This is a genomic window from Aeromonas sp. 97A, from assembly GCF_051919185.1.
Classification (GTDB): Bacteria; Pseudomonadota; Gammaproteobacteria; order Enterobacterales; family Aeromonadaceae; genus Aeromonas; species Aeromonas veronii.
In genome coordinates, this window is record NZ_JBQBFF010000001.1 from 913,345 (window position 1) to 930,905 (window position 17,561).

Sequence of the window (17,561 nt, forward strand, 5' to 3'; positions counted from 1 at the left end):
GATGCAAGATCCCAAAGTACTGGTAGCGCTGGATTATCAGCACGAGGCAGATGCCTTAGCGTTCGTTGAACGTATCTCTCCGGCCCAGTGCCGTCTCAAGGTAGGCAAGGAGATGTTTACCCTGTTTGGCCCGCAGTTTGTACGTCAGCTGGTGGCCAAGGGATTCGATGTCTTTCTGGATCTGAAGTTTCACGATATTCCCAATACTGTTGCCAAAGCTGTGGCAGCCAGTGCCGAGCTCGGTGTCTGGATGGTCAACGTGCATGCCAGTGGTGGTGAGCGGATGATGCGTGCCGCCAAAGAGGCGCTGCTGCCTTATGGCGACAAGGCGCCATTGTTGATCGGGGTGACCGTACTGACCAGCATGGAGCAGTCCGACATGATCCCCCTCGGGTTGGATGTGAGCCCGGCCGAGCAGGTGATCCGGCTGGCTACCTTGACCAAAACATCCGGTCTGGATGGGGTTGTCTGCTCTGCCAACGAGGCCCATGAGTTGAAAGCCTTGCTGGGCGAAGATTTCAAGCTGGTGACCCCGGGTATTCGCCCAACTGGTTCAGCGGCCGGGGATCAGCGCCGGGTGATGACACCGAAAGCGGCGGTCGAGGCGGGGTCCGATTATCTGGTTATCGGTCGCCCCATTACGCAGGCTGCCGATCCGGCCGCCATGCTGGCCAGCATCAATGCCGAGCTGGTTGGCGCGTAACAGGCTCACTCAGTGATACACGGTGCAGGCCGAGCAACAGGCCTGCACCGGCCCCGATAAGATGAGAGCCGATGTGTACCCTGGCATTAATCAGGGTGGATATCGGGCTCTCTCCTGCGTTGTAGAAGTCCATCGCCAGCTTGAGCCCCATCCCTGCCAACAGTAGCCAGCCCGACGTGCGGCGTCCGTGGCGGATATCCTGCATTGCCCCCCAGACAAACAGACCATGCAGCGAGCCGGATAGCCCCATGTACCACTGGGTCTGCGGGCACCACCACCAGATCCCCAAGCCCACAGCCAACCAGAGCAGCAACATCAGCAGCGGCAGGCGAGCCCCACCCAGATAGTCGCGAAACAGGCTATAGAGGATGGCGAGGCCGCCCAGATTGAGCAGCAGGTGCCACAGATTGGTATGAGCCAGATTGCCTGTTATGATCCGCCACCCTTCGCCCCCGGCGATCAAGGGCCGATCGAAGGAGAGCTGAAGATTGGGAACGGTAAAGAAGAGTAGCAAGCTGGTGAGAGAGAGCGTGATAACCCAGAGCAATCCAGATTTGTCTGACAACATGAAACAGTCCAACGACAAGAACAGTCGATACTGTACACGTTGCACCCGAGCCCTCAAAGCCTGCCTGTGCGATTATATTGTGCCTGTTGACAATCACACGCCCCTCTACATCTTGCAGCACCCCAACGAGGTGGCACATCCCAAGGGGACTGCGGCGCTGCTGGCGGCCTCTTTGCAACAGTGCGAGATCCATGTGGGGGAGGACTTTTCCCGCGATGAGTGGCTCAATGGGTTGCTTGCAGATCCTTCCCGTCGCTGCTATCTACTCTGGCCGGATGAGGATGCCATTTCGCTGACCGATCTTCGCCAACAGCGGGAGAGTGAATCCTCTGGCAAAACGTCCATCGCCTTTATCTTGCTCGACGGCACCTGGCGCAAAGCCTATCGCATGTTGCAGAGCAACCCGGCACTGGCCCGCTTGCCCCGCATCGGCGTTGGTGCCATTGCCGGTCAATATGCCATTCGCAAGAAACCCTTTCCCGATGCCCTCTCTACTATAGAGGCGGGCTATCACCTCTTGTCCCGGTGGGAGGGGAGGCCGGAGCACTATGCGCCCTTGCTGACCCTGTTTAACCGGTTGAATACCCAGTGGCAGGACTTTGCCGAAGGCCGCCGCGCGTGACATTTGAAGGAGTTATCAAGATGAAAAAAGCAGTCGTGGTTTTCAGTGGCGGTCAGGACAGCACCACTTGTCTGGTACAGGCATTGGCTCAGTATGATGAAATGCACGCCATCACCTTCGACTATGGCCAGCGCCATCGGGAAGAGATCGACACCGCGCGTCGTCTGGGCAGTGCTCTGGGGATCGCCGCCCACAAGGTGATGGATGTGACGCTGCTCAATGAGCTGGCGGTCTCTGCCCTGACCCGTGACGACATCCCGGTCAGCTGCGAGCTGCAGGATAATGGCCTGCCCAACACCTTCGTGCCGGGTCGCAATATCCTGTTCCTGACCCTGGCTTCCATCTATGCCTATCAGGTGGGCGCCGAAGCGGTGATCACCGGTGTCTGCGAGACCGACTTCTCCGGCTATCCCGATTGCCGTGACGAGTTCGTCAAGGCCCTCAATCAGGCGGTGTCGCTCGGGCTGGATCGCGGCATCCGTTTTGAAACTCCCCTGATGTGGCTCGACAAGGCCGAGACCTGGGCACTGGCGGATCACTATGGTCACCTCGACACGGTGCGCCAGCAGACCCTGACCTGCTACAACGGCATTGCCGGTGACGGTTGCGGCACGTGTCCTGCGTGTGAACTGCGCAGTCGCGGCCTAAACAACTATCTGGCCGACAAGGCGGGCATCATGGCCAGACTGTTTGAGAAAACCGGGCTGGGTGAGAAAAGCGCAGAGTGAGCCTGCGTCTTGCCGTGGCTTGGGGTATAATCCGCGACTTTTGCAACAAGCCGTGATCGAGATGCACTACCCAATCAACGAGATTTTCCAGACCATCCAGGGGGAGGGCATCTTTACCGGCCTGCCCGCCATCTTTGTTCGCCTGCAGGGTTGCCCGGTGGGCTGCCCCTGGTGCGATACCCGTCATACCTGGGTTGTTGATCCGGCTCGTGAAGTGGGCAAGGCGGCGGTGCTGGATCGCTCCAACGAATCCGATTGTTGGAGCCAACTCAGCACCGCGCAGATTATCAAGAGCTTTACCGACCTGGGTTATCAGGCGCGCCATGTGGTGATCACCGGTGGCGAGCCCTGCCTCTACGATCTGCACGAACTCTCGTCTGCCCTGCTGGCGGCGGGTTATCAGGTGCAGATTGAAACCAGTGGCACCAGCGAGATCAAGACCCATGAGCAGACCTGGGTGACCGTCTCCCCCAAAATTGGCATGAAAGGGGGGCTGCCTGTGCTGGTCTCGGCGCTGGAGCGGGCCAACGAGATCAAGCATCCGGTGGCCACCGAGCACCATATTGAAGAGCTGGATGCGCTACTGGCGACCGCAACTCTGCGCCCGGACGTGGTCATTGCCTTGCAGCCGATCAGCCAGAAGCCAAGGGCCACCCAATTGGCGATGGATACCTGTATCGCGCGTAACTGGCGACTCTCAATCCAGACTCATAAATATCTGGATATTGATTAATATGGATTGGCTATCCGACGAACAGGTGCTGCTGACTCTGACCAACAAGATGCCTTACGGTAAATATCAGGGGCGGCGTATCATCGATATTCCCGAGCCCTATCTGGTGTGGATGGCGCGCAGCGGTTTTCCGGCGGGTAAATTGGGCCAGACGCTGGCGTTGGCTTACGAAATCAAACTCAATGGACTTGAGTCCATGATTATTCCCATTATTAACAGGATGTCGGTATGAGAATATATACGAGGCAGGGCGACAAGGGCATGACCCGGCTGGCCGATGGTATCCCATTGCCCAAGGATCATTTGCGGGTCGAGACCTACGGTTATATCGATGAGCTCAACTCCCATATTGGCTTGCTGATTTGTGACGTCCCGTCGCAAGAGGTCGGCTTATTGGCTGATTTACAGCTGTTGCAACAGGAGTTGTTTGATCTGGGGGGGGAGTTGGCATTCTCCAGCGACGCCCAGAATGAATCAATTTGGCAAGTTAATGCCGCCTGGACCACTCGCCTTGAACAGCAGATAGATCGTTATAGCGAGCCATTGCCACCGCTGCGCCAATTTATATTGCCCGGTGGTTCCCGTGCCGCGGCGCAAGCACATGTGGTGCGTACTCTGGTGCGTCATTGCGAGCGTTTGCTGCTGACATTGAGCCGGGAAGAGCGGGTCAATCCCGAGGTGCTGCCCTATCTGAACCGGATGAGTGACTGGTTCTTTACCGTTGCCCGCTATCTCATCTGCGTGGCAGGGGAGCGTGAAGTGCTATGGGTCAAGGCAGCAGATCGCCCGCAATCAGCTATCTGATATTTCACGTTTAAGCGGCAATAAAAAACCTCGCCTTGGCGAGGTTTTTTATTAGCAACGAGATTGAGATCAGATAGCAAAGTCTTCCAGTGATTTGCCTGCTGCCACAGCGCTGGCAATAGCCGAAGGCATACGGCCCTGGCCGGTCCAGGTTTTCTCTACGCCATTATCCTGATAGCGATATTTGGCAGGACGTGGCGCCCGCTTGGCTTTTTCTGATTTGCCGGGGTTGGTAGCGACAGCGCTTACCAATTCTGCCGGGTCAATACCGGCGGCTTTCAGCATTTCGCTATATTCGTTAATTTTCCGCAGATGCTCTTCACGGGCCTGACGCTCGGCAGCTTCATCCTGCTGACGCTCAGCAACGATCGCAGAGAGTTTTTCCAGTACCTCTTCCAGTTGTTCCAGAGAAAGTTCGCGGCAGGTCGCACGCAGACTGCGGATATTAAGCAGTACCTTTAAAAATTCATTCATAGGAGTTACCACGTCGAGTCAGAGAAAAATATTATGTTCTAGCTGATTCTTGCTTGGCGATTTAAATAAGTCAAGCTGGGTTAAATATAATATCCGTGGGGAACATCAATACAGATATTTAATATGGCCAGCAATAGGCTTGGAGATTGGATGCCAATGAAACCGCAGTAGGTGAAAATAGCGTCAAAACAGGCGTTGTTGCATCATTTGACTACCATTTTTAGACCTTGATATGTTTATTATGATTATTTAATCAAAAAACTTGCTATAAGCTGCCATCTCGATAAAATGTGCGGCGAATACCTTTAAGTAGAGGCGCGCTGCCTATGAGTATTTGTGCGGAGGGTGATGCCTGTGATGCACAAGGAAAGGAGTCAGCGCCGAAGTGGCCAGGCCATCATACCGGGCTGCTGGTTCTGCATCTAATAGGTGCAGGACTGCCATAGTCATCCACTATGGAGCGCTACCTGAAGGGGCTGAGGAGTATGACCTCCCCATAGGTTTTGTTTCTTTAGATCCTCTCGGTAGATCTCCACCTGTAATCTTTAGGTGCAAAGAGATCATGGACATTAGTCATTTCGCCGACTCCGGTTGGTCCGTTCTTCCCCCCCTGTTGGCTGTCGCGCTGGCGATCATGACCCGCCGCGTGCTGCTGTCCCTTGGTGTGGGCATCGTCACCGGCAGTTTGCTGCTCAATCAGTTTTCACCCCTCGAATCCCTGCATTACATGTTGAATACCGTGCTCAAGATCTTCTGGGTCGATGGCGCGCTCAATCGTGACAATGTCAACATGATCCTGTTTATGCTGCTGCTGGGTGGCCTCATCAGCCTGATGAGCGTCTCCGGGGCGACCCGTGCCTTTGCCGAGTGGGCCGAGCGTCGAGCCAAGACCCGCAAGGGCGCCAAAGCCCTGACTGGCATGATGGTGTTTGCCTTCTTTATCGATGACTTCTTCCACAGCCTGTCGGTGGGGGCCATCTGCCGTCCGGTGACCGACCGCTTCCAGATCTCCCGTGCCAAATTGGCCTATCTGCTGGACTCCACCGCGGCGCCGGTCTGCGTGCTGATGCCCATCTCCTCCTGGGGGGCTTATATCATCGCCCTGGTTGGCGGCATCATGGCGGCCCACGGTCTGACCGAGCAGAGCCCCATCGCGGCATTTGTCGAGATGATCCCGATGAACCTCTACGCCGTCTTCACCCTGATCATGGTGCTGGTGGTGATTGCATTCCAACTCGACATCGGCCCGATGCGTCAACACGAAGCGTGGGCGCTGGAAGGCAAGCTGTGGGATGAGTCCAAGGGCCGCCCCATCGGTCTGGATATGGAGAGCCCGGAAGAGAGCAACGGCGGCATGATCGACATGGTACTGCCGATCCTGACCCTGACCGCCGCCACCATCTATTTCATGATTGATTCCGGTGCTGCGGTGCTGAGCGAGAAAGGGCTGCCCTTCAGCGTGCTTGGCTCGTTCGAAAACACCAACGTCGGCTCTTCGCTGGTTTACGGTGCCCTGTGCAGTCTGGTGGTCTCCATCGGTCTGGCTATGCGCCTGAAGCTGGGTGCCAAGAACTGGATCAAGGCCGCGCCGCAAGGCGTCATGGCCATGCTGCCAGCCATCAACATCCTGCTGTTTGCCTGGACCATAGGTGCCGTGGTGCGCGATGTGGAGACCGGCAAGTACCTGGCTTCGCTGGCTAACGGCAACCTGCCGATCGAAGTGCTACCTGCCGTGGTCTTTATCCTCTCCTGTGCCATGGCGTTTGCCACCGGCACCAGCTGGGGTACCTTCGGCATCATGCTGCCGCTGGCCGGTGACATGGCCGCCGCCAGCGACATCAGCCTGATGCTGCCGATGCTGGCTGCGGTACTGGCCGGCTCCGTGTTCGGGGATCACAGCTCACCCATCTCCAGCACCAGCATCCTCTCTGCTACCGGTGCCGGTTGCCATCACATCGATCACGTGATGACCCAGCTGCCCTATGCACTGGCCATCGCCTTCGGCGCGGCCATCGGTTACCTGGCGATGGGCTTGATGCACTCCAGCCTGGCCGGTTTCAGTGTCAGTGCCCTCTGGTTCGTGCTCTTTACCGGCTATCACCTGAAAAAGGCCAAAGCGCGGCCAGTGTTGGCCACCGCGTAACATTTATAGAGCAAGGGGCCCGCGGGCCCCTTGGTTTTGTCAGGGGCTTTGGTTAGCATGCGCCCCATAAATTCAGTTTCGGAACAGTATCATGGCTTCACTGCACTACAAATTTGCCACCATGAATTCAGGCAAATCCACCCAGCTCATTCAGGCGCACTTCAACTATCTGGAGCGGGGCATGCATCCTCTGGCGATGACGCCAGCCATCGATGACCGTTTCGGGGTCGGGGTGATCAGTGCCCGGGTTGGCCTTGAACTGAAGGTGGACGTGTTCAGCGACAGCTGCGATCTGTTTGAAATGGTGAAAGCGCGCCATGCGAAGAAACATATCGATGTTTTCATCGTGGACGAGGCCCAGTTCCTGACCCGTGAGCAGGTCTACCAGTTGGCCCGCATCGTCGATGAGCAGGATATTCCGGTGATGGCCTATGGCCTCAAGACCGATTTTCGCGGCGAGCTGTTCCCGGGCTCCTACCATCTGCTCTGTCTGGCCGACAAGTTTGAAGAGCTGAAGAGCATCTGCTGGTGTGGCAACAAGGCTCACATGAACTCCCGGGTCAACGAAGCGGGGCAGGTGATGCGTGATGGCGAACAGGTGGAGATCGGCGGCAACGATCGCTATGTATCGCTCTGTCGCAAACACTATCTGGAAGGTCGGGCCTACAAGTAATTCGGCTGCGATATCTGAATAGTCGAGAAGGGCGCCAATCTGGCGCCCTTTTTATTTTCCCCAACTTGTATCGCTGTGGTTCAGTCTATCTCGATATCCACCGGCGCAATGATGGGGTCGGCCACCGGCAGGCGTTGAAACAGCTGGCGAAAATGGTGCTGTACCCGGCCTATATCGACCAGTGACATGCCGGAGGCAAAACCGAACCAGACATAGAGGCCGGTGAGATCGCGAAACATCGGCGGCAAATAGCGGGGAGCGGCGATCAGCCCCTCCAGATAGTGCTGATAGAGCACCGGAATGTCATCCAGCGTCACCTTGCCGACAAACAGCATCGGCAGGATCTCGGGCACGCCTTCCAGCACGGCGCTGCGGATAAAGTTGACCGTCTCCACATAGCCACGCACGTAGGAGAGATCCTTGGTAAAGCAGGCACCGCCGCCCACCATGCCGCCACGAAAGACCCGCTGGGTGATCTTGTAGGCGTCGTGCTCGCTGGTGCCCTGCTGCACGAAGTGCTGAAACACCTCGATAAAATCGGCGCCGCGCTCGGCCATGTCGATGGCCATCACCCGATCGGAGATACGCTTGGCCCGATCCGGAAAGGAGCTGAAGGTGAGGGTCTCTATCAGGACGGCCAACCCCTCCTGACAGGCGGTGATCCGCGGTGAACCGGCGCTCAGCCAGGTGGCATAAGGCTGCTGGCGACCGTTGAGGGTGGTGCCGACATGGACCCACCCCTCGTGTACCTCCAGCACCTGCAAGTCCAGCTCGGAGAAACGGGCGTGGGAGTTGAGCTTGATGTAGTCGCCACCGGCCGCGGCATCGGAGACAATCCCATCGCTCAGCTTCACCTGCACAGTGCCGTCACTGAAGTAGCTCGACAGCTTGCCCTGCAGTTTGGCGACCGCGGCCTCTCCTTCGAACTCCTTGGGGTAGGGGCGCACCAGATGGCGGGCGCCGGGCAGGGAGAAGATATCGCACAGGCGGGCGCCCAGCTCCTTGAGAGTCTTGCGATCCCCGCGCAGGTGATCGCTGGCAGAGCCATAAAGCAGCTGGCTGTAACGCTGAAAATCGGGTTGGCCGCGCTGGCGCAGCATCTCGATCACCACCATGTACTGATCGACCGTCTCTTGAAGGATCCGGCCAAGATCGTCCTGTGGCCCCAGTTTTCTGCGGATCCGGTCCCGCAGCTCCTTGAGCTCCAGATACTTGTTGCGCGGATCGAAGCCGAGGGGGAGGGCATCATAGAAGTGCCTGTCGATAGCGGGCAGCTCCCTGCCACCGCCTGCCAGAAAGCGATCCTGCAGATGGCGTGGCCATTTGATGGCATCCAGAATGCGGATGGGTTTTTGCAGGGTGAGCAGCTCATCCGAGAGTGATTTCAGATGAAGGCGATACTTTTCTTGGATAGTCATGGGGCCCCCTGTGGGGCAAGCGTCATCGTGGATTTGGCTGAGTATATGCATAGCGCTTGCCAAAAAGAAGCGAGCCGCAGGGTTATCGGGTTGGCGTGCTTTTTGTTGATAGCAAATTGGTTTAGACTGCGCCCCTTGATCCCAATCTTGTCGTGGAAATGATGAATATCCCCAGCTCCGAAATGATAATGCGTTGGTTGCAACAGGCTCGTATCGAGCACTATGTCTGCGACCAGTGTCACGGTATCCACATTGTCTCTTTGCAGTCGGTCGATGGTATTCAGGAGAGCCGGATCTTCGTGGAAGAGGAAGGCCTGCTGTTCTCCTCCGAGCTGGAAGTGCGCCCCTCCGCAATGCTGCCGCTGGTTGCCGAACTGGGCCGACTCAATATGCAGTACCCCTCCCTCAAGGTGTTCCTCGATATCATCGATGACAACCTGCCGCGGCTGGTGGTCGGCCACACCGTCTTTACCAAGGCCGGACTCAGCGTCGAGCAGTTCCTGCTGTTCGTGCAAAGCACCATCGCCGCTACCCACGAACTGGTTGCCGAATGCGAACGTTCCGGCTTCCTCAACCTGCCGGAAATCCAGGTTGCTCCGGAATCTGTGCATTAAGTGTTCGAACGATTTGCCAGGTGAAAAAAGCCGTTGACGCGGGCGGGGCTTTCCCCTAAATTACGCCCCGTTCCAGCGCAACAGCGCAGCGAACACCGTGTTGGCTGAACACGTTAAACCACAGACCAAAATTTGGTGAGGTGTCCGAGTGGCTGAAGGAGCACGCCTGGAAAGTGTGTATACGGCAACGTATCGAGGGTTCGAATCCCTCCCTCACCGCCAAACAGTAAACCCCGACCTTGATGGTTGGGGTTTTTCTTTTGCGTCAGTAACTTGCTGGTTTTAGTGGTGTTTCGTTCACACTTTGCCCCCTGTCACTTTGTCAGGAGGGCCAGAAAGGTGGTACAAAATGGCCATTATGCCGAACCCCAAAAAAGACCCGAAGACGGGGGTCTACAAGATCCGTCAAGTCATCCCGCCAGCACTTCGCCCCTTCGTTGAAGGCAATAAGGGCGAGCTTAAGCGTTCCCTAGACACCAAAGACCCGCAGGAAGCCAAGTCCAGAGCATTTCTGGTTCAGAAAGAGTTTCACGCTATCTTGGCAAATGCACGGAGCCTCAAGGCACAGCAGGAGAGCAAGGTAGCCCTCACCTTCTCCCAAATCCGCAGCTTCGCCGAAGCTTGGCGTGAACGAGAAGAATTACGCTTGGGAGACCCCGACATCCTTGCTCGCTATGTACTTTGTGAGTATGAGGATGACTCGGCCGCCCGGCACTTCAGCTCACACGGGGAGTTTTATGGGGATGCGTTAAGCTCGATTAACCCCAAGCGTCTATGTGTGGCTATGCGTGAGTTTGCACAGGAATGCTTAGCTCTGGCTCAGGTTGAGCTGGCTTCTGATGACCCCCTTTATACCAAGCTGTGCATGCTACTAGCCGATCATTGTGTATCGATCTGCAAGTCCTCCTTCAAGAACATCCAGCATCAGATAGACGAAAGGCCCAAGAGCTTACCCATCGCCCCTCTTTTCCCCTCAGCGACAGGTACGACAGCCCCCTCTGAACCAGATGCCCTCCGCCTCAGTGCATTTTTCAAGACGCTGGCCGATGAGCAGGGCAAGGTTAACCCCAAGGGGGCTAAGACGTGGCGACGTGAGCGGGAGTCAGTTGTCCGCCGGTTTATCGAGGCGTTCGGCGATCTACCGCTCAACCGTATCACCAAGCCGCTGTGTATCGAGTTCCGTAACTTGCTCATGTTGACCCCTTATCGGCCCAATCAAGAGATTGAGCAACTGCCTTTCAGAGAACAGGTTGCCAAGGCTCAGCAGGAGGGCTTGCCGACCATCTCCTTGGCACGGGTGAAGGGGATCATCCGTCTGCTTTCCGGCATACTGGAGCGGGCACATGGGGATGCCCTGATCCCCGACAATCCCTGCCATGGGGTCAAGATCGAAGTGCCTAAAGCGACCCGTGACCGGGCTCCCGAGTTTAGCGATGCCGAGATGAATACCCTGTTTGGTAGCGGCCTGTTTACCGGCAACATCCGCCCGCAACGAGCCCAATTTGGCGAGGCGATCTACTGGGTACCCGTGCTGCTGGCCTATACCGGGGCTCGTTCGGAGGAGGTCTGCCAACTGTTCCGGCGTGATGTCGAGCAGAAAAACGGTCAATGGGTCATCCATATCCGAGACTGGGACGAATCACAGTCGGTCAAGACTGGAAAAGAGAGGGAGGTGCCGCTCCATCCACATCTGTTGGAGCTTGGCTTTGAACGTTTCTTGGCGAGCCGAACTGCAGCAGGCCCGTTGTTCCCCGAGTTGGTCCCAAGCCAGTCTGGTGGGCGCTACAGCGTCGATTTGGGCAAGTGGCTCAGGAAGCAGATCAGTCAGATCTTGGAACTCAAGGCGGGCTCCATCTCCCCGATACACGCCTTCCGGCATACCTTCATTACCCACATGCGGGAGTTGGGTATCCGGGAAGATTTGCAAAACGCCATCACCGGCCACTCGCAAGGCTCCAACGTGGGCAGACGTTACGGCTCGTTCAGACAGTTACATGAGGCCATCTGCCAGATGCCCCGATGGCCGGTGCCTGTATGGCAGCCCCTTGGTGTCATTGAAGGCTCCGTAGCAGCAGCGGAGGTGCAATCATGAAGCTGACACTAGACAACCTACTGCAAGAGCCGGGACGGAATGACTTGCTGTGTCCTTACCGTGTGCTGGACCTCGTCCCCGGATTTGATGGCGAGCATGAGCAATACATACAGCAGGCGTTCCTTAACCTCATTGACATTCCTGAACTTGATTGGCTAGAGATCCCGAAACCCGATGATGGACTTGGTTCATGGACGCCTCAGCAGGCCCTCGCGATCCTGACCTATGGCCCTCGTTCTCATCTCAACGTCGAGCTGATCGTGGAGCTTGAACGCGTTACAGGTGAATCTCTCCCCCGCATGGAGGGAATGAGCCGGTTCGAGGCAGCCTTCTACCTCATCTATTTGCTGCCTCTGCTTAACGAGTTCAGGCAGCGTGACGTCTGGACGACGGTTCAGCCCCAATACGTTTGTGAGCCCTATCGGGTCGATTTCTCGGTTGGCCTGAGTGGCTTCAGGCCAGACTCTTCGAGTTTCCGAGCCATGGGGGGGTGGGAACAGTACCTGATTGAGTTTGATGAAGCCTATCACCAAGAGCCAGCCAACCGCTTGCGTGATCAGCAACGAGATATACATATCGAGCAGGCTACCGGCCTGAAGCCAATCCGGGTGCGTCATGAGGAGCAGGAAGTCTGGGCCGCAATCTGCCGTATTGAACAGGAAATCATCAGTGTCGAAGAGTACCTGCAGCGGCTTCTGAAGCTGATGGTCTGGCGACGGGGGGAAAAGTACATCGACATCACTCGAAAGTCTGCCCAGCTTGGTTATACCTGTGATGCAGCCGGATATCTGCTCTATTCGGTGCAGCCACTACGCGACCTGAAGCGGATTGCCAAACGGCTAGGGTTGCGGGTTAAGGCAAAGCACACCGGCAAACAGGCATTCTATCGCTTCTATCTCTGATAGTTAGTGCCGCTTGGTGTGTCAGTGGCACACACATTGTTCAACATGTGTGTGGCTCCATTCGGGGTCGCACACATGAAGGAATGTAGAGAGCAAGAGGGATTCGTCATCTGTGTGTCTACTGTGTCGGTGTTCCAGGCCGTAGTTCACACCTCTTTCTTTTACTAGTACGACCCGAGACGGGAGCTTACCAGCCACCCGAAGGAGAGATTCCGAGAAGATAGCAACGATCCCGCCTCGTTGGGGACCCTGAAAAAACAATCCCAAACCCCACCAGCACAAGGAAAACGAGCAGGCAACATTCAGACCCAACGCCGGTATAAGCCAGATAGAGATCAGCACCATAGGAGAACCCCATGGAATACATCACATCTGGCCCCTTGTCGGGAGCCATCCAGCAAGGAGAAGGCGTATGAATGAGCAGCAAGGAAACCCGTTACTGAAAGCGTTGGAGGCGGCACTGCTGGCAGCCTTGGGCGTCCTCATCAAGGAGGCCGTCAACTCGATGCAGACACCACCGCCCCCGCCGAAGGAGCCGGACACTCAATAGACCATGCCCGTGTGACAGACCGGAGGCCCCCCGGCAACCCTTGTCACACGGGTTGGTTTTCGAGTTTTGACACGTTTTTCTTGCAGGGTCTTGAGCCTATTGGGAGGCCATCATGGCAATCATCGGGTATGCCCGTGTCTCGACCACGGGGCAATCGCTGGAGCAGCAACTGATAGCTCTGGCGGAGTGTGAAAAAGTTTTTCATGAGCAGGTCAGCGGTAGCAAGACGGATAGGCCGCAACTACAGGCAATGCTCGAATTTGCCCGCTCTGGAGACGTGCTAAAGGTGACCAAATTGGATCGTCTGGCCCGGAACACCCGGCACTTGCTGGAGATCACAGACCAACTACACGCCAAAGGGGTAACATTACAGATCCAGAATCTGGGCATCGACACGGCCACACCGACAGGCAAACTGATGCTGACCATGATCGGGGCCATCGCCACGTTCGAGCGGGAAATCATGCTGGAGCGTCAGGCGGAAGGGATCGCCTTGGCAAAGGCCAAAGGGGTCTACAAAGGCCGCAAGCCGACAGCGATGGAGAAGCGGGACGAGGTGCTGCATCTTCTATCGCAGGGCATCGCTAAAGCATCAGTGGCAAAGCGGCTCGGTATCAGTGTATCGAGTGTTCATCGCATATTATCGCATGAAAACTGACAAGGCTCTTTGGGGCCTTTTTTTGACATCAGGAAACTTCATGGCAATCCAAAATGAAAACGAATTCAGATCATTCCTGTCAGGACGTATAGCGGAGAGGTCTATCAGTTCCTATGTCAGTAATCTCAACGCCGCATCTAGTGTACTGCATTGCGACATATCTCACTCAACGCTGAGCTGCGAGTTGCATATCAGCAACTTGTGCTCACGTTTAGCGGATGCCGGGATGCCAGCACACAGGATCAGAGATACCCGTTCGGCCATGAAAAAGTATTTGGAGATGGTGACTTACATCCCATCGGAGGAGGTAAGCCAGATAGATCATCGCCATGATGAACCTGAAGAGGTTGCTGATGATTCACGCCATTCAGTGAACTCGACATTCAGGGAAAAGCTCTTGGAGCATTTGTTTATCGCTGAACTTTTTAAACGTTCATGGCGTGATGGTGCATGTGATGTGGAGGTTGCCAAACCGGAGGTCGATCATCGAGGTTATGACATCCTTGTTGAATCACGGGGTATTTTGAGGCACATACAGTTGAAGTCAACTCGTAAGGGGGGACGTGCCAGCAATCAGAAAATCCATTTGTCCTTGGCAGATAAGCCATCTGGTTGTGTGGTGTGGACTGTTTTTGACGAAGAAGCCCTCGATATTGACCATTATTTATTCTTAGGTGGTGCTCCGGGTGAAAAGCTGCCGCCCCTAGGGGATAGAGTAGCGAAGCATACTAAGGGCAATGCTGATGGTGAAAAGTTAGAGCGTCCGATGCTTCGAGAGGTTCCGAAAAGGAACTTCAAAAAAATCGAGACATTTGACGAGCTTTATGACACGCTATTTTGCAACTGTTGAGCTAAGTGGTACAAAACGCTGGTACAACAGCTAAGAATTCAAGGTGCATCACTGTAATGAAATCAGTGAGTTACTGAATGTTAGTGAGAATCGAGGGTTCGAATCCCTCCCTCACCGCCAAATTGCAAAGCCCTGACGGAAACGTCAGGGCTTTTTGTTATCCGCGTTTTTATGGACTCTGTTGGCAAGCCGATAGCGATGGGCGGCGTGCTCGGGTATAGTCCTGCGCCAGTTGCGTTATCCAGTTCAGCTGACCCGCGGTTATCCAGAGAGTGGTGCGGGTTGGCCAGTGTGAGGTGTGTTATGAAATTCAGTCCCCTGCTCGACGAGATGATGAAAGCCCTGCAGGTGCTGCCGGGGGTGGGGCCCAAATCGGCACAGCGGATGGCCTTTACCCTGCTCGAGCGCGAGCGCAGCGGCGGTTTGCGGCTGGCCCAGCTGCTCTCCCGCGCCCTGACCGAGATTGGCCACTGCAGCCACTGCCGCACCTTTACCGAGAACGATCGCTGCGATATTTGCGCCAATCCCAAGCGGGAAGAGAATGGTCTGCTCTGTGTGGTGGAGAGCCCGGCGGACGTGGCTGCCATCGAGCAGACCGGCCAGTTTTCCGGTCGTTACTTTGTGCTGATGGGCCATCTGTCGCCGCTCGATGGTATCGGCCCCGAGGAGCTGGGGCTCGATATTCTGGAGCGCCGCCTGAAGGATGAGGCGATCAGCGAACTGATCCTCGCCACCAACCCCACCATCGAGGGGGATGCCACCGCCTGGTATATCGCCGATATGGCCCGTGCTGCCGGGGTGGAGGTAAGCCGCATCGCCCATGGCGTGCCGGTGGGGGGCGAGCTGGAGCTGGTGGATGGCACCACGCTCTCCCACTCCCTGATGGGGCGCCAGCGCCTCAAATAAGGGGCGGGATAGGGCTGTATCATTGCGGCTTGATCAGAAAATCGGCAGTTGAATGGAAAAAGGGGGCGAATGAGCAGGATTGCACATTCGCCCCCTTGATATTTGGATCGCTGTCCCCATCTAGGTTGGGCGTATGTTCAACCCGATGTTTCTGAGGATTGGTCCATGACCCAAAGTGTTCATGCCGAAACCCACGGCTTTCAAACTGAAGTCAAACAACTGCTGAGCCTGATGGCTCACAGCCTCTACTCCAACAAAGAAGTATTCCTGCGCGAGCTGATCTCCAACGCATCCGATGCGGCGGACAAGCTGCGCTTCAAGGCGCTTTCCGATGCCTCTTTGTTCGAAAACGACGGCCAGTTGCGTGTGCGCCTGGTGGTGGACAAAGAGAAGCGTACCCTGACCATCTCCGATAACGGGATCGGTATGACCCGCGATCAGGTGATTGAGCACCTGGGTACCATCGCCAAGTCCGGCACCGCCGAATTTTTCAAAAACCTCTCCGGCGATCAGGGTAAGGATTCCCAGCTGATCGGTCAGTTCGGGGTCGGTTTCTACTCCGCCTTTATCGTGGCCGACAAGGTGACCGTGGTGTCCCGTGCCGCCGGTACTGCCCCGGAGCAGGGCGTACAGTGGGAATCGGAAGGGGAAGGCTCCTTCACCGTCGCTGATGTGACCAAAGAGGGTCGCGGTACCGATGTCATCCTGCACCTGCGTGCCGAAGAGGACGAGTTCCTCGACGACTGGCGTCTGCGCTCCGTGGTGGGTAAATATTCCGATCACATCAGCGTACCGGTCGAGATGTTCAAAGAGGGTACCCCGGATCGTGAAGAGGATGGCGAGACCATCGTCGGCACCCCGGGCGAGTGGGAGCAGGTCAACCGCGCGACTGCACTGTGGACCCGCAACCCGAAAGATATCAAGGACGAGGAGTATCAGGAGTTCTACAAGCACGTTGCTCACGACTTTGAAGATCCGCTGCTCTGGGGTCACAACCGGGTGGAAGGGGCGCAGGAGTACACCAGCCTGCTCTACGTACCGGCCCGCGCACCGTTCGACCTCTACAACCGCGAGCAGAAGCACGGTCTGAAGCTCTACGTACAGCGCGTCTTCATCATGGACGACGCCGAGCAGTTTATGCCGACCTACCTGCGCTTCGTCAAAGGGGTGCTGGACTCCAACGATCTGCCGCTCAACGTCAGCCGTGAAATCCTGCAGGACAACAAGGTGACCGCCTCTCTGCGCAAGGCTTGCTCAAAGCGCGTGCTGACCATGCTCTCCAAGCTGGCGAAAGACGATGCCGAGAAGTACGCCAAATTCTGGAAAGAGTTCGGTAACGTGCTCAAAGAGGGCCCGGCCGAGGATTACGCCAACCGCGAAGAGATCGCCAAGCTCCTGCGCTTTGCCAGCACCGCGGGCGAGGGCGAAGCCCAGACCATCTCTCTCGAGGATTACGTGGGCCGCATGAAGGAAGGCCAGCAGAAGATCTACTACATCACTGCTGACTCCTATGCCGCTGCCAAGAACAGCCCGCACCTCGAGATCTTCCGCAAGAAGGGTGTCGAAGTGCTGCTGATGTGGGAGCGCGTGGACGAGTGGCTGATGAGCCATCTGACCGAGTTCGACGGCAAGCAGCTTATCTCCGTCACCCGTGGCGAACTGGATCTCGGCGATCTGGAAGACGAAGCCTCCAAGCAGGCGCAGGAAGAGGCCGAGAAGGCCAACGCCGGTCTGGTTGAGCGGGTCAAGAAGAGCCTGGGCGATGCAGTGAAAGAGGTGCGTGTCACCCACCGTCTGACCGACTCCCCCTCTTGCATCGTCACCGACGCCTACGGTATGAGCACCCAGATGATCAAGCTGATGCGTGCCGCCGGCCAGCCGGTGCCGGAGCAGAAGTACATTCTGGAGCTCAACCCCGACCACGCGCTGGTGAAGAAGCTCGATACCATTCAGGACGAGGCACTGTTTGGCGAGTGGGTCACTCTGCTGCACGAACAGGCCCAGCTGGCCGAGCAGGGCGGGCTGAACGATCCGGCGAGCTTCGTCTCCCGCATCAACCGCCTGTTGCTGCAAGGCTAAGCAGCAACGCCGGTAACAGAAAGCCCACTGCATGCAGTGGGCTT

19 protein-coding genes, 1 tRNA gene and 1 riboswitch are annotated in these 17,561 nt (G+C 56.5%); of the genes, 17 read left to right on the forward strand and 3 right to left on the reverse strand.

From position 1 onward, the window contains the following. Position 1: 1 nt before the first annotated feature. Positions 2–703: an orotidine-5'-phosphate decarboxylase gene (gene pyrF, locus ACTG27_RS04150; RefSeq protein ID WP_058057425.1), complete on the forward strand. Its 702-nt coding sequence runs from the start codon at positions 2–4 to the stop codon at positions 701–703. Here pyrF and rrtA read toward each other — a convergent pair. After that, positions 678–1,271 (reverse strand): rhombosortase, encoded by a 594-nt coding sequence (rrtA, locus tag ACTG27_RS04155; RefSeq protein WP_162838758.1) that lies wholly within the window; start codon positions 1,269–1,271, stop codon positions 678–680. The genes pyrF and rrtA overlap by 26 nt on opposite strands. On the opposite strand from rrtA, the gene ACTG27_RS04160 reads away from it, so the two are divergent. The 5 genes from ACTG27_RS04160 (at position 1,270) to ACTG27_RS04180 (ending at position 4,158) form a co-directional block, all read left to right on the forward strand. Then, on the forward strand, positions 1,270–1,893 hold the full coding sequence (locus ACTG27_RS04160; protein ID WP_150389267.1) for a tRNA-uridine aminocarboxypropyltransferase: 624 nt from the start codon (positions 1,270–1,272) through the stop codon (positions 1,891–1,893). The two genes, rrtA and ACTG27_RS04160, sit on opposite strands and share 2 nt — an antisense overlap. Before the next feature lie 20 nt (positions 1,894–1,913). Then, entirely contained in the window at positions 1,914–2,621 is a 708-nt protein-coding gene (queC, locus tag ACTG27_RS04165) for a 7-cyano-7-deazaguanine synthase QueC (protein WP_439979139.1), read from the forward strand. A gap of 61 nt (positions 2,622–2,682) precedes the next feature. After that, positions 2,683–3,354, forward strand: a complete 672-nt coding sequence (gene queE, locus ACTG27_RS04170; protein ID WP_069527953.1) for a 7-carboxy-7-deazaguanine synthase QueE — start codon at positions 2,683–2,685, stop codon at positions 3,352–3,354. A 1-nt stretch (position 3,355) separates the two neighbouring features. After that, positions 3,356–3,586 (forward strand): DUF3820 family protein, encoded by a 231-nt coding sequence (locus ACTG27_RS04175; RefSeq protein ID WP_005337126.1) that lies wholly within the window; start codon positions 3,356–3,358, stop codon positions 3,584–3,586. After that, entirely contained in the window at positions 3,583–4,158 is a 576-nt protein-coding gene (locus ACTG27_RS04180) for a cob(I)yrinic acid a,c-diamide adenosyltransferase (protein WP_106844486.1), read from the forward strand. Before ACTG27_RS04175 ends, ACTG27_RS04180 begins: the two co-directional genes overlap by 4 nt. A 69-nt stretch (positions 4,159–4,227) precedes the next feature. On the opposite strand, the gene ACTG27_RS04185 is transcribed toward ACTG27_RS04180, so the two are convergent. Next, the gene (locus ACTG27_RS04185) at positions 4,228–4,632 is read right to left on the reverse strand and encodes an H-NS family histone-like protein (RefSeq protein WP_439979140.1); all 405 of its coding nucleotides are present in this window, start codon (positions 4,630–4,632) and stop codon (positions 4,228–4,230) included. Positions 4,633–4,934: 302 nt separating this feature from the next. Next, a riboswitch (Lysine riboswitch) is annotated at positions 4,935–5,106 on the forward strand. Positions 5,107–5,194: 88 nt separating this feature from the next. On the opposite strand from ACTG27_RS04185, the gene ACTG27_RS04190 reads away from it, so the two are divergent. Both ACTG27_RS04190 and ACTG27_RS04195 read left to right on the forward strand, forming a co-directional pair. After that, positions 5,195–6,775: a Na+/H+ antiporter NhaC family protein gene (locus ACTG27_RS04190; protein WP_005359896.1), complete on the forward strand. Its 1,581-nt coding sequence runs from the start codon at positions 5,195–5,197 to the stop codon at positions 6,773–6,775. A gap of 91 nt (positions 6,776–6,866) precedes the next feature. Continuing rightward, positions 6,867–7,448: a thymidine kinase gene (locus ACTG27_RS04195; RefSeq protein ID WP_005351181.1), complete on the forward strand. Its 582-nt coding sequence runs from the start codon at positions 6,867–6,869 to the stop codon at positions 7,446–7,448. Positions 7,449–7,528: 80 nt separating this feature from the next. Here the strand turns inward: ACTG27_RS04195 and ACTG27_RS04200 are convergent, their stop codons facing one another. Next, positions 7,529–8,866: a flavohemoglobin expression-modulating QEGLA motif protein gene (locus tag ACTG27_RS04200; protein WP_439979141.1), complete on the reverse strand. Its 1,338-nt coding sequence runs from the start codon at positions 8,864–8,866 to the stop codon at positions 7,529–7,531. Positions 8,867–9,024: 158 nt separating this feature from the next. On the opposite strand from ACTG27_RS04200, the gene ACTG27_RS04205 reads away from it, so the two are divergent. From ACTG27_RS04205 to htpG, 9 genes are all read left to right on the forward strand, one after another. Further along, on the forward strand, positions 9,025–9,480 hold the full coding sequence (locus ACTG27_RS04205) for a YbjN domain-containing protein (protein WP_005337119.1): 456 nt from the start codon (positions 9,025–9,027) through the stop codon (positions 9,478–9,480). Between the two features lie 134 nt (positions 9,481–9,614). Further along, positions 9,615–9,702, forward strand: a tRNA-Ser gene (locus ACTG27_RS04210). A 127-nt stretch (positions 9,703–9,829) separates the two neighbouring features. Next, on the forward strand, positions 9,830–11,572 hold the full coding sequence (locus tag ACTG27_RS04215; protein ID WP_374842765.1) for a DUF6538 domain-containing protein: 1,743 nt from the start codon (positions 9,830–9,832) through the stop codon (positions 11,570–11,572). Beyond that, entirely contained in the window at positions 11,569–12,474 is a 906-nt protein-coding gene (locus ACTG27_RS04220; RefSeq protein ID WP_042879748.1) for a hypothetical protein, read from the forward strand. The genes ACTG27_RS04215 and ACTG27_RS04220 overlap by 4 nt, the downstream gene beginning before the upstream one ends. A gap of 412 nt (positions 12,475–12,886) precedes the next feature. Then, positions 12,887–13,024, forward strand: a complete 138-nt coding sequence (locus tag ACTG27_RS04225) for a hypothetical protein (RefSeq protein ID WP_158508565.1) — start codon at positions 12,887–12,889, stop codon at positions 13,022–13,024. A 112-nt stretch (positions 13,025–13,136) separates the two neighbouring features. Then, complete coding sequence (locus tag ACTG27_RS04230) at positions 13,137–13,682, forward strand: recombinase family protein (protein WP_200163635.1); 546 nt, start codon at positions 13,137–13,139, stop codon at positions 13,680–13,682. Between the two features lie 40 nt (positions 13,683–13,722). Beyond that, positions 13,723–14,532, forward strand: a complete 810-nt coding sequence (locus ACTG27_RS04235) for a hypothetical protein (protein WP_234035409.1) — start codon at positions 13,723–13,725, stop codon at positions 14,530–14,532. A gap of 303 nt (positions 14,533–14,835) precedes the next feature. Beyond that, a complete protein-coding gene (gene recR / locus ACTG27_RS04240) occupies positions 14,836–15,438 on the forward strand; it encodes a recombination mediator RecR (protein WP_005346280.1) in 603 nt (200 codons plus the stop codon). A 165-nt stretch (positions 15,439–15,603) separates the two neighbouring features. Next, positions 15,604–17,517 (forward strand): molecular chaperone HtpG, encoded by a 1,914-nt coding sequence (htpG, locus tag ACTG27_RS04245; protein ID WP_439979142.1) that lies wholly within the window; start codon positions 15,604–15,606, stop codon positions 17,515–17,517. Positions 17,518–17,561: the final 44 nt, after the last annotated feature.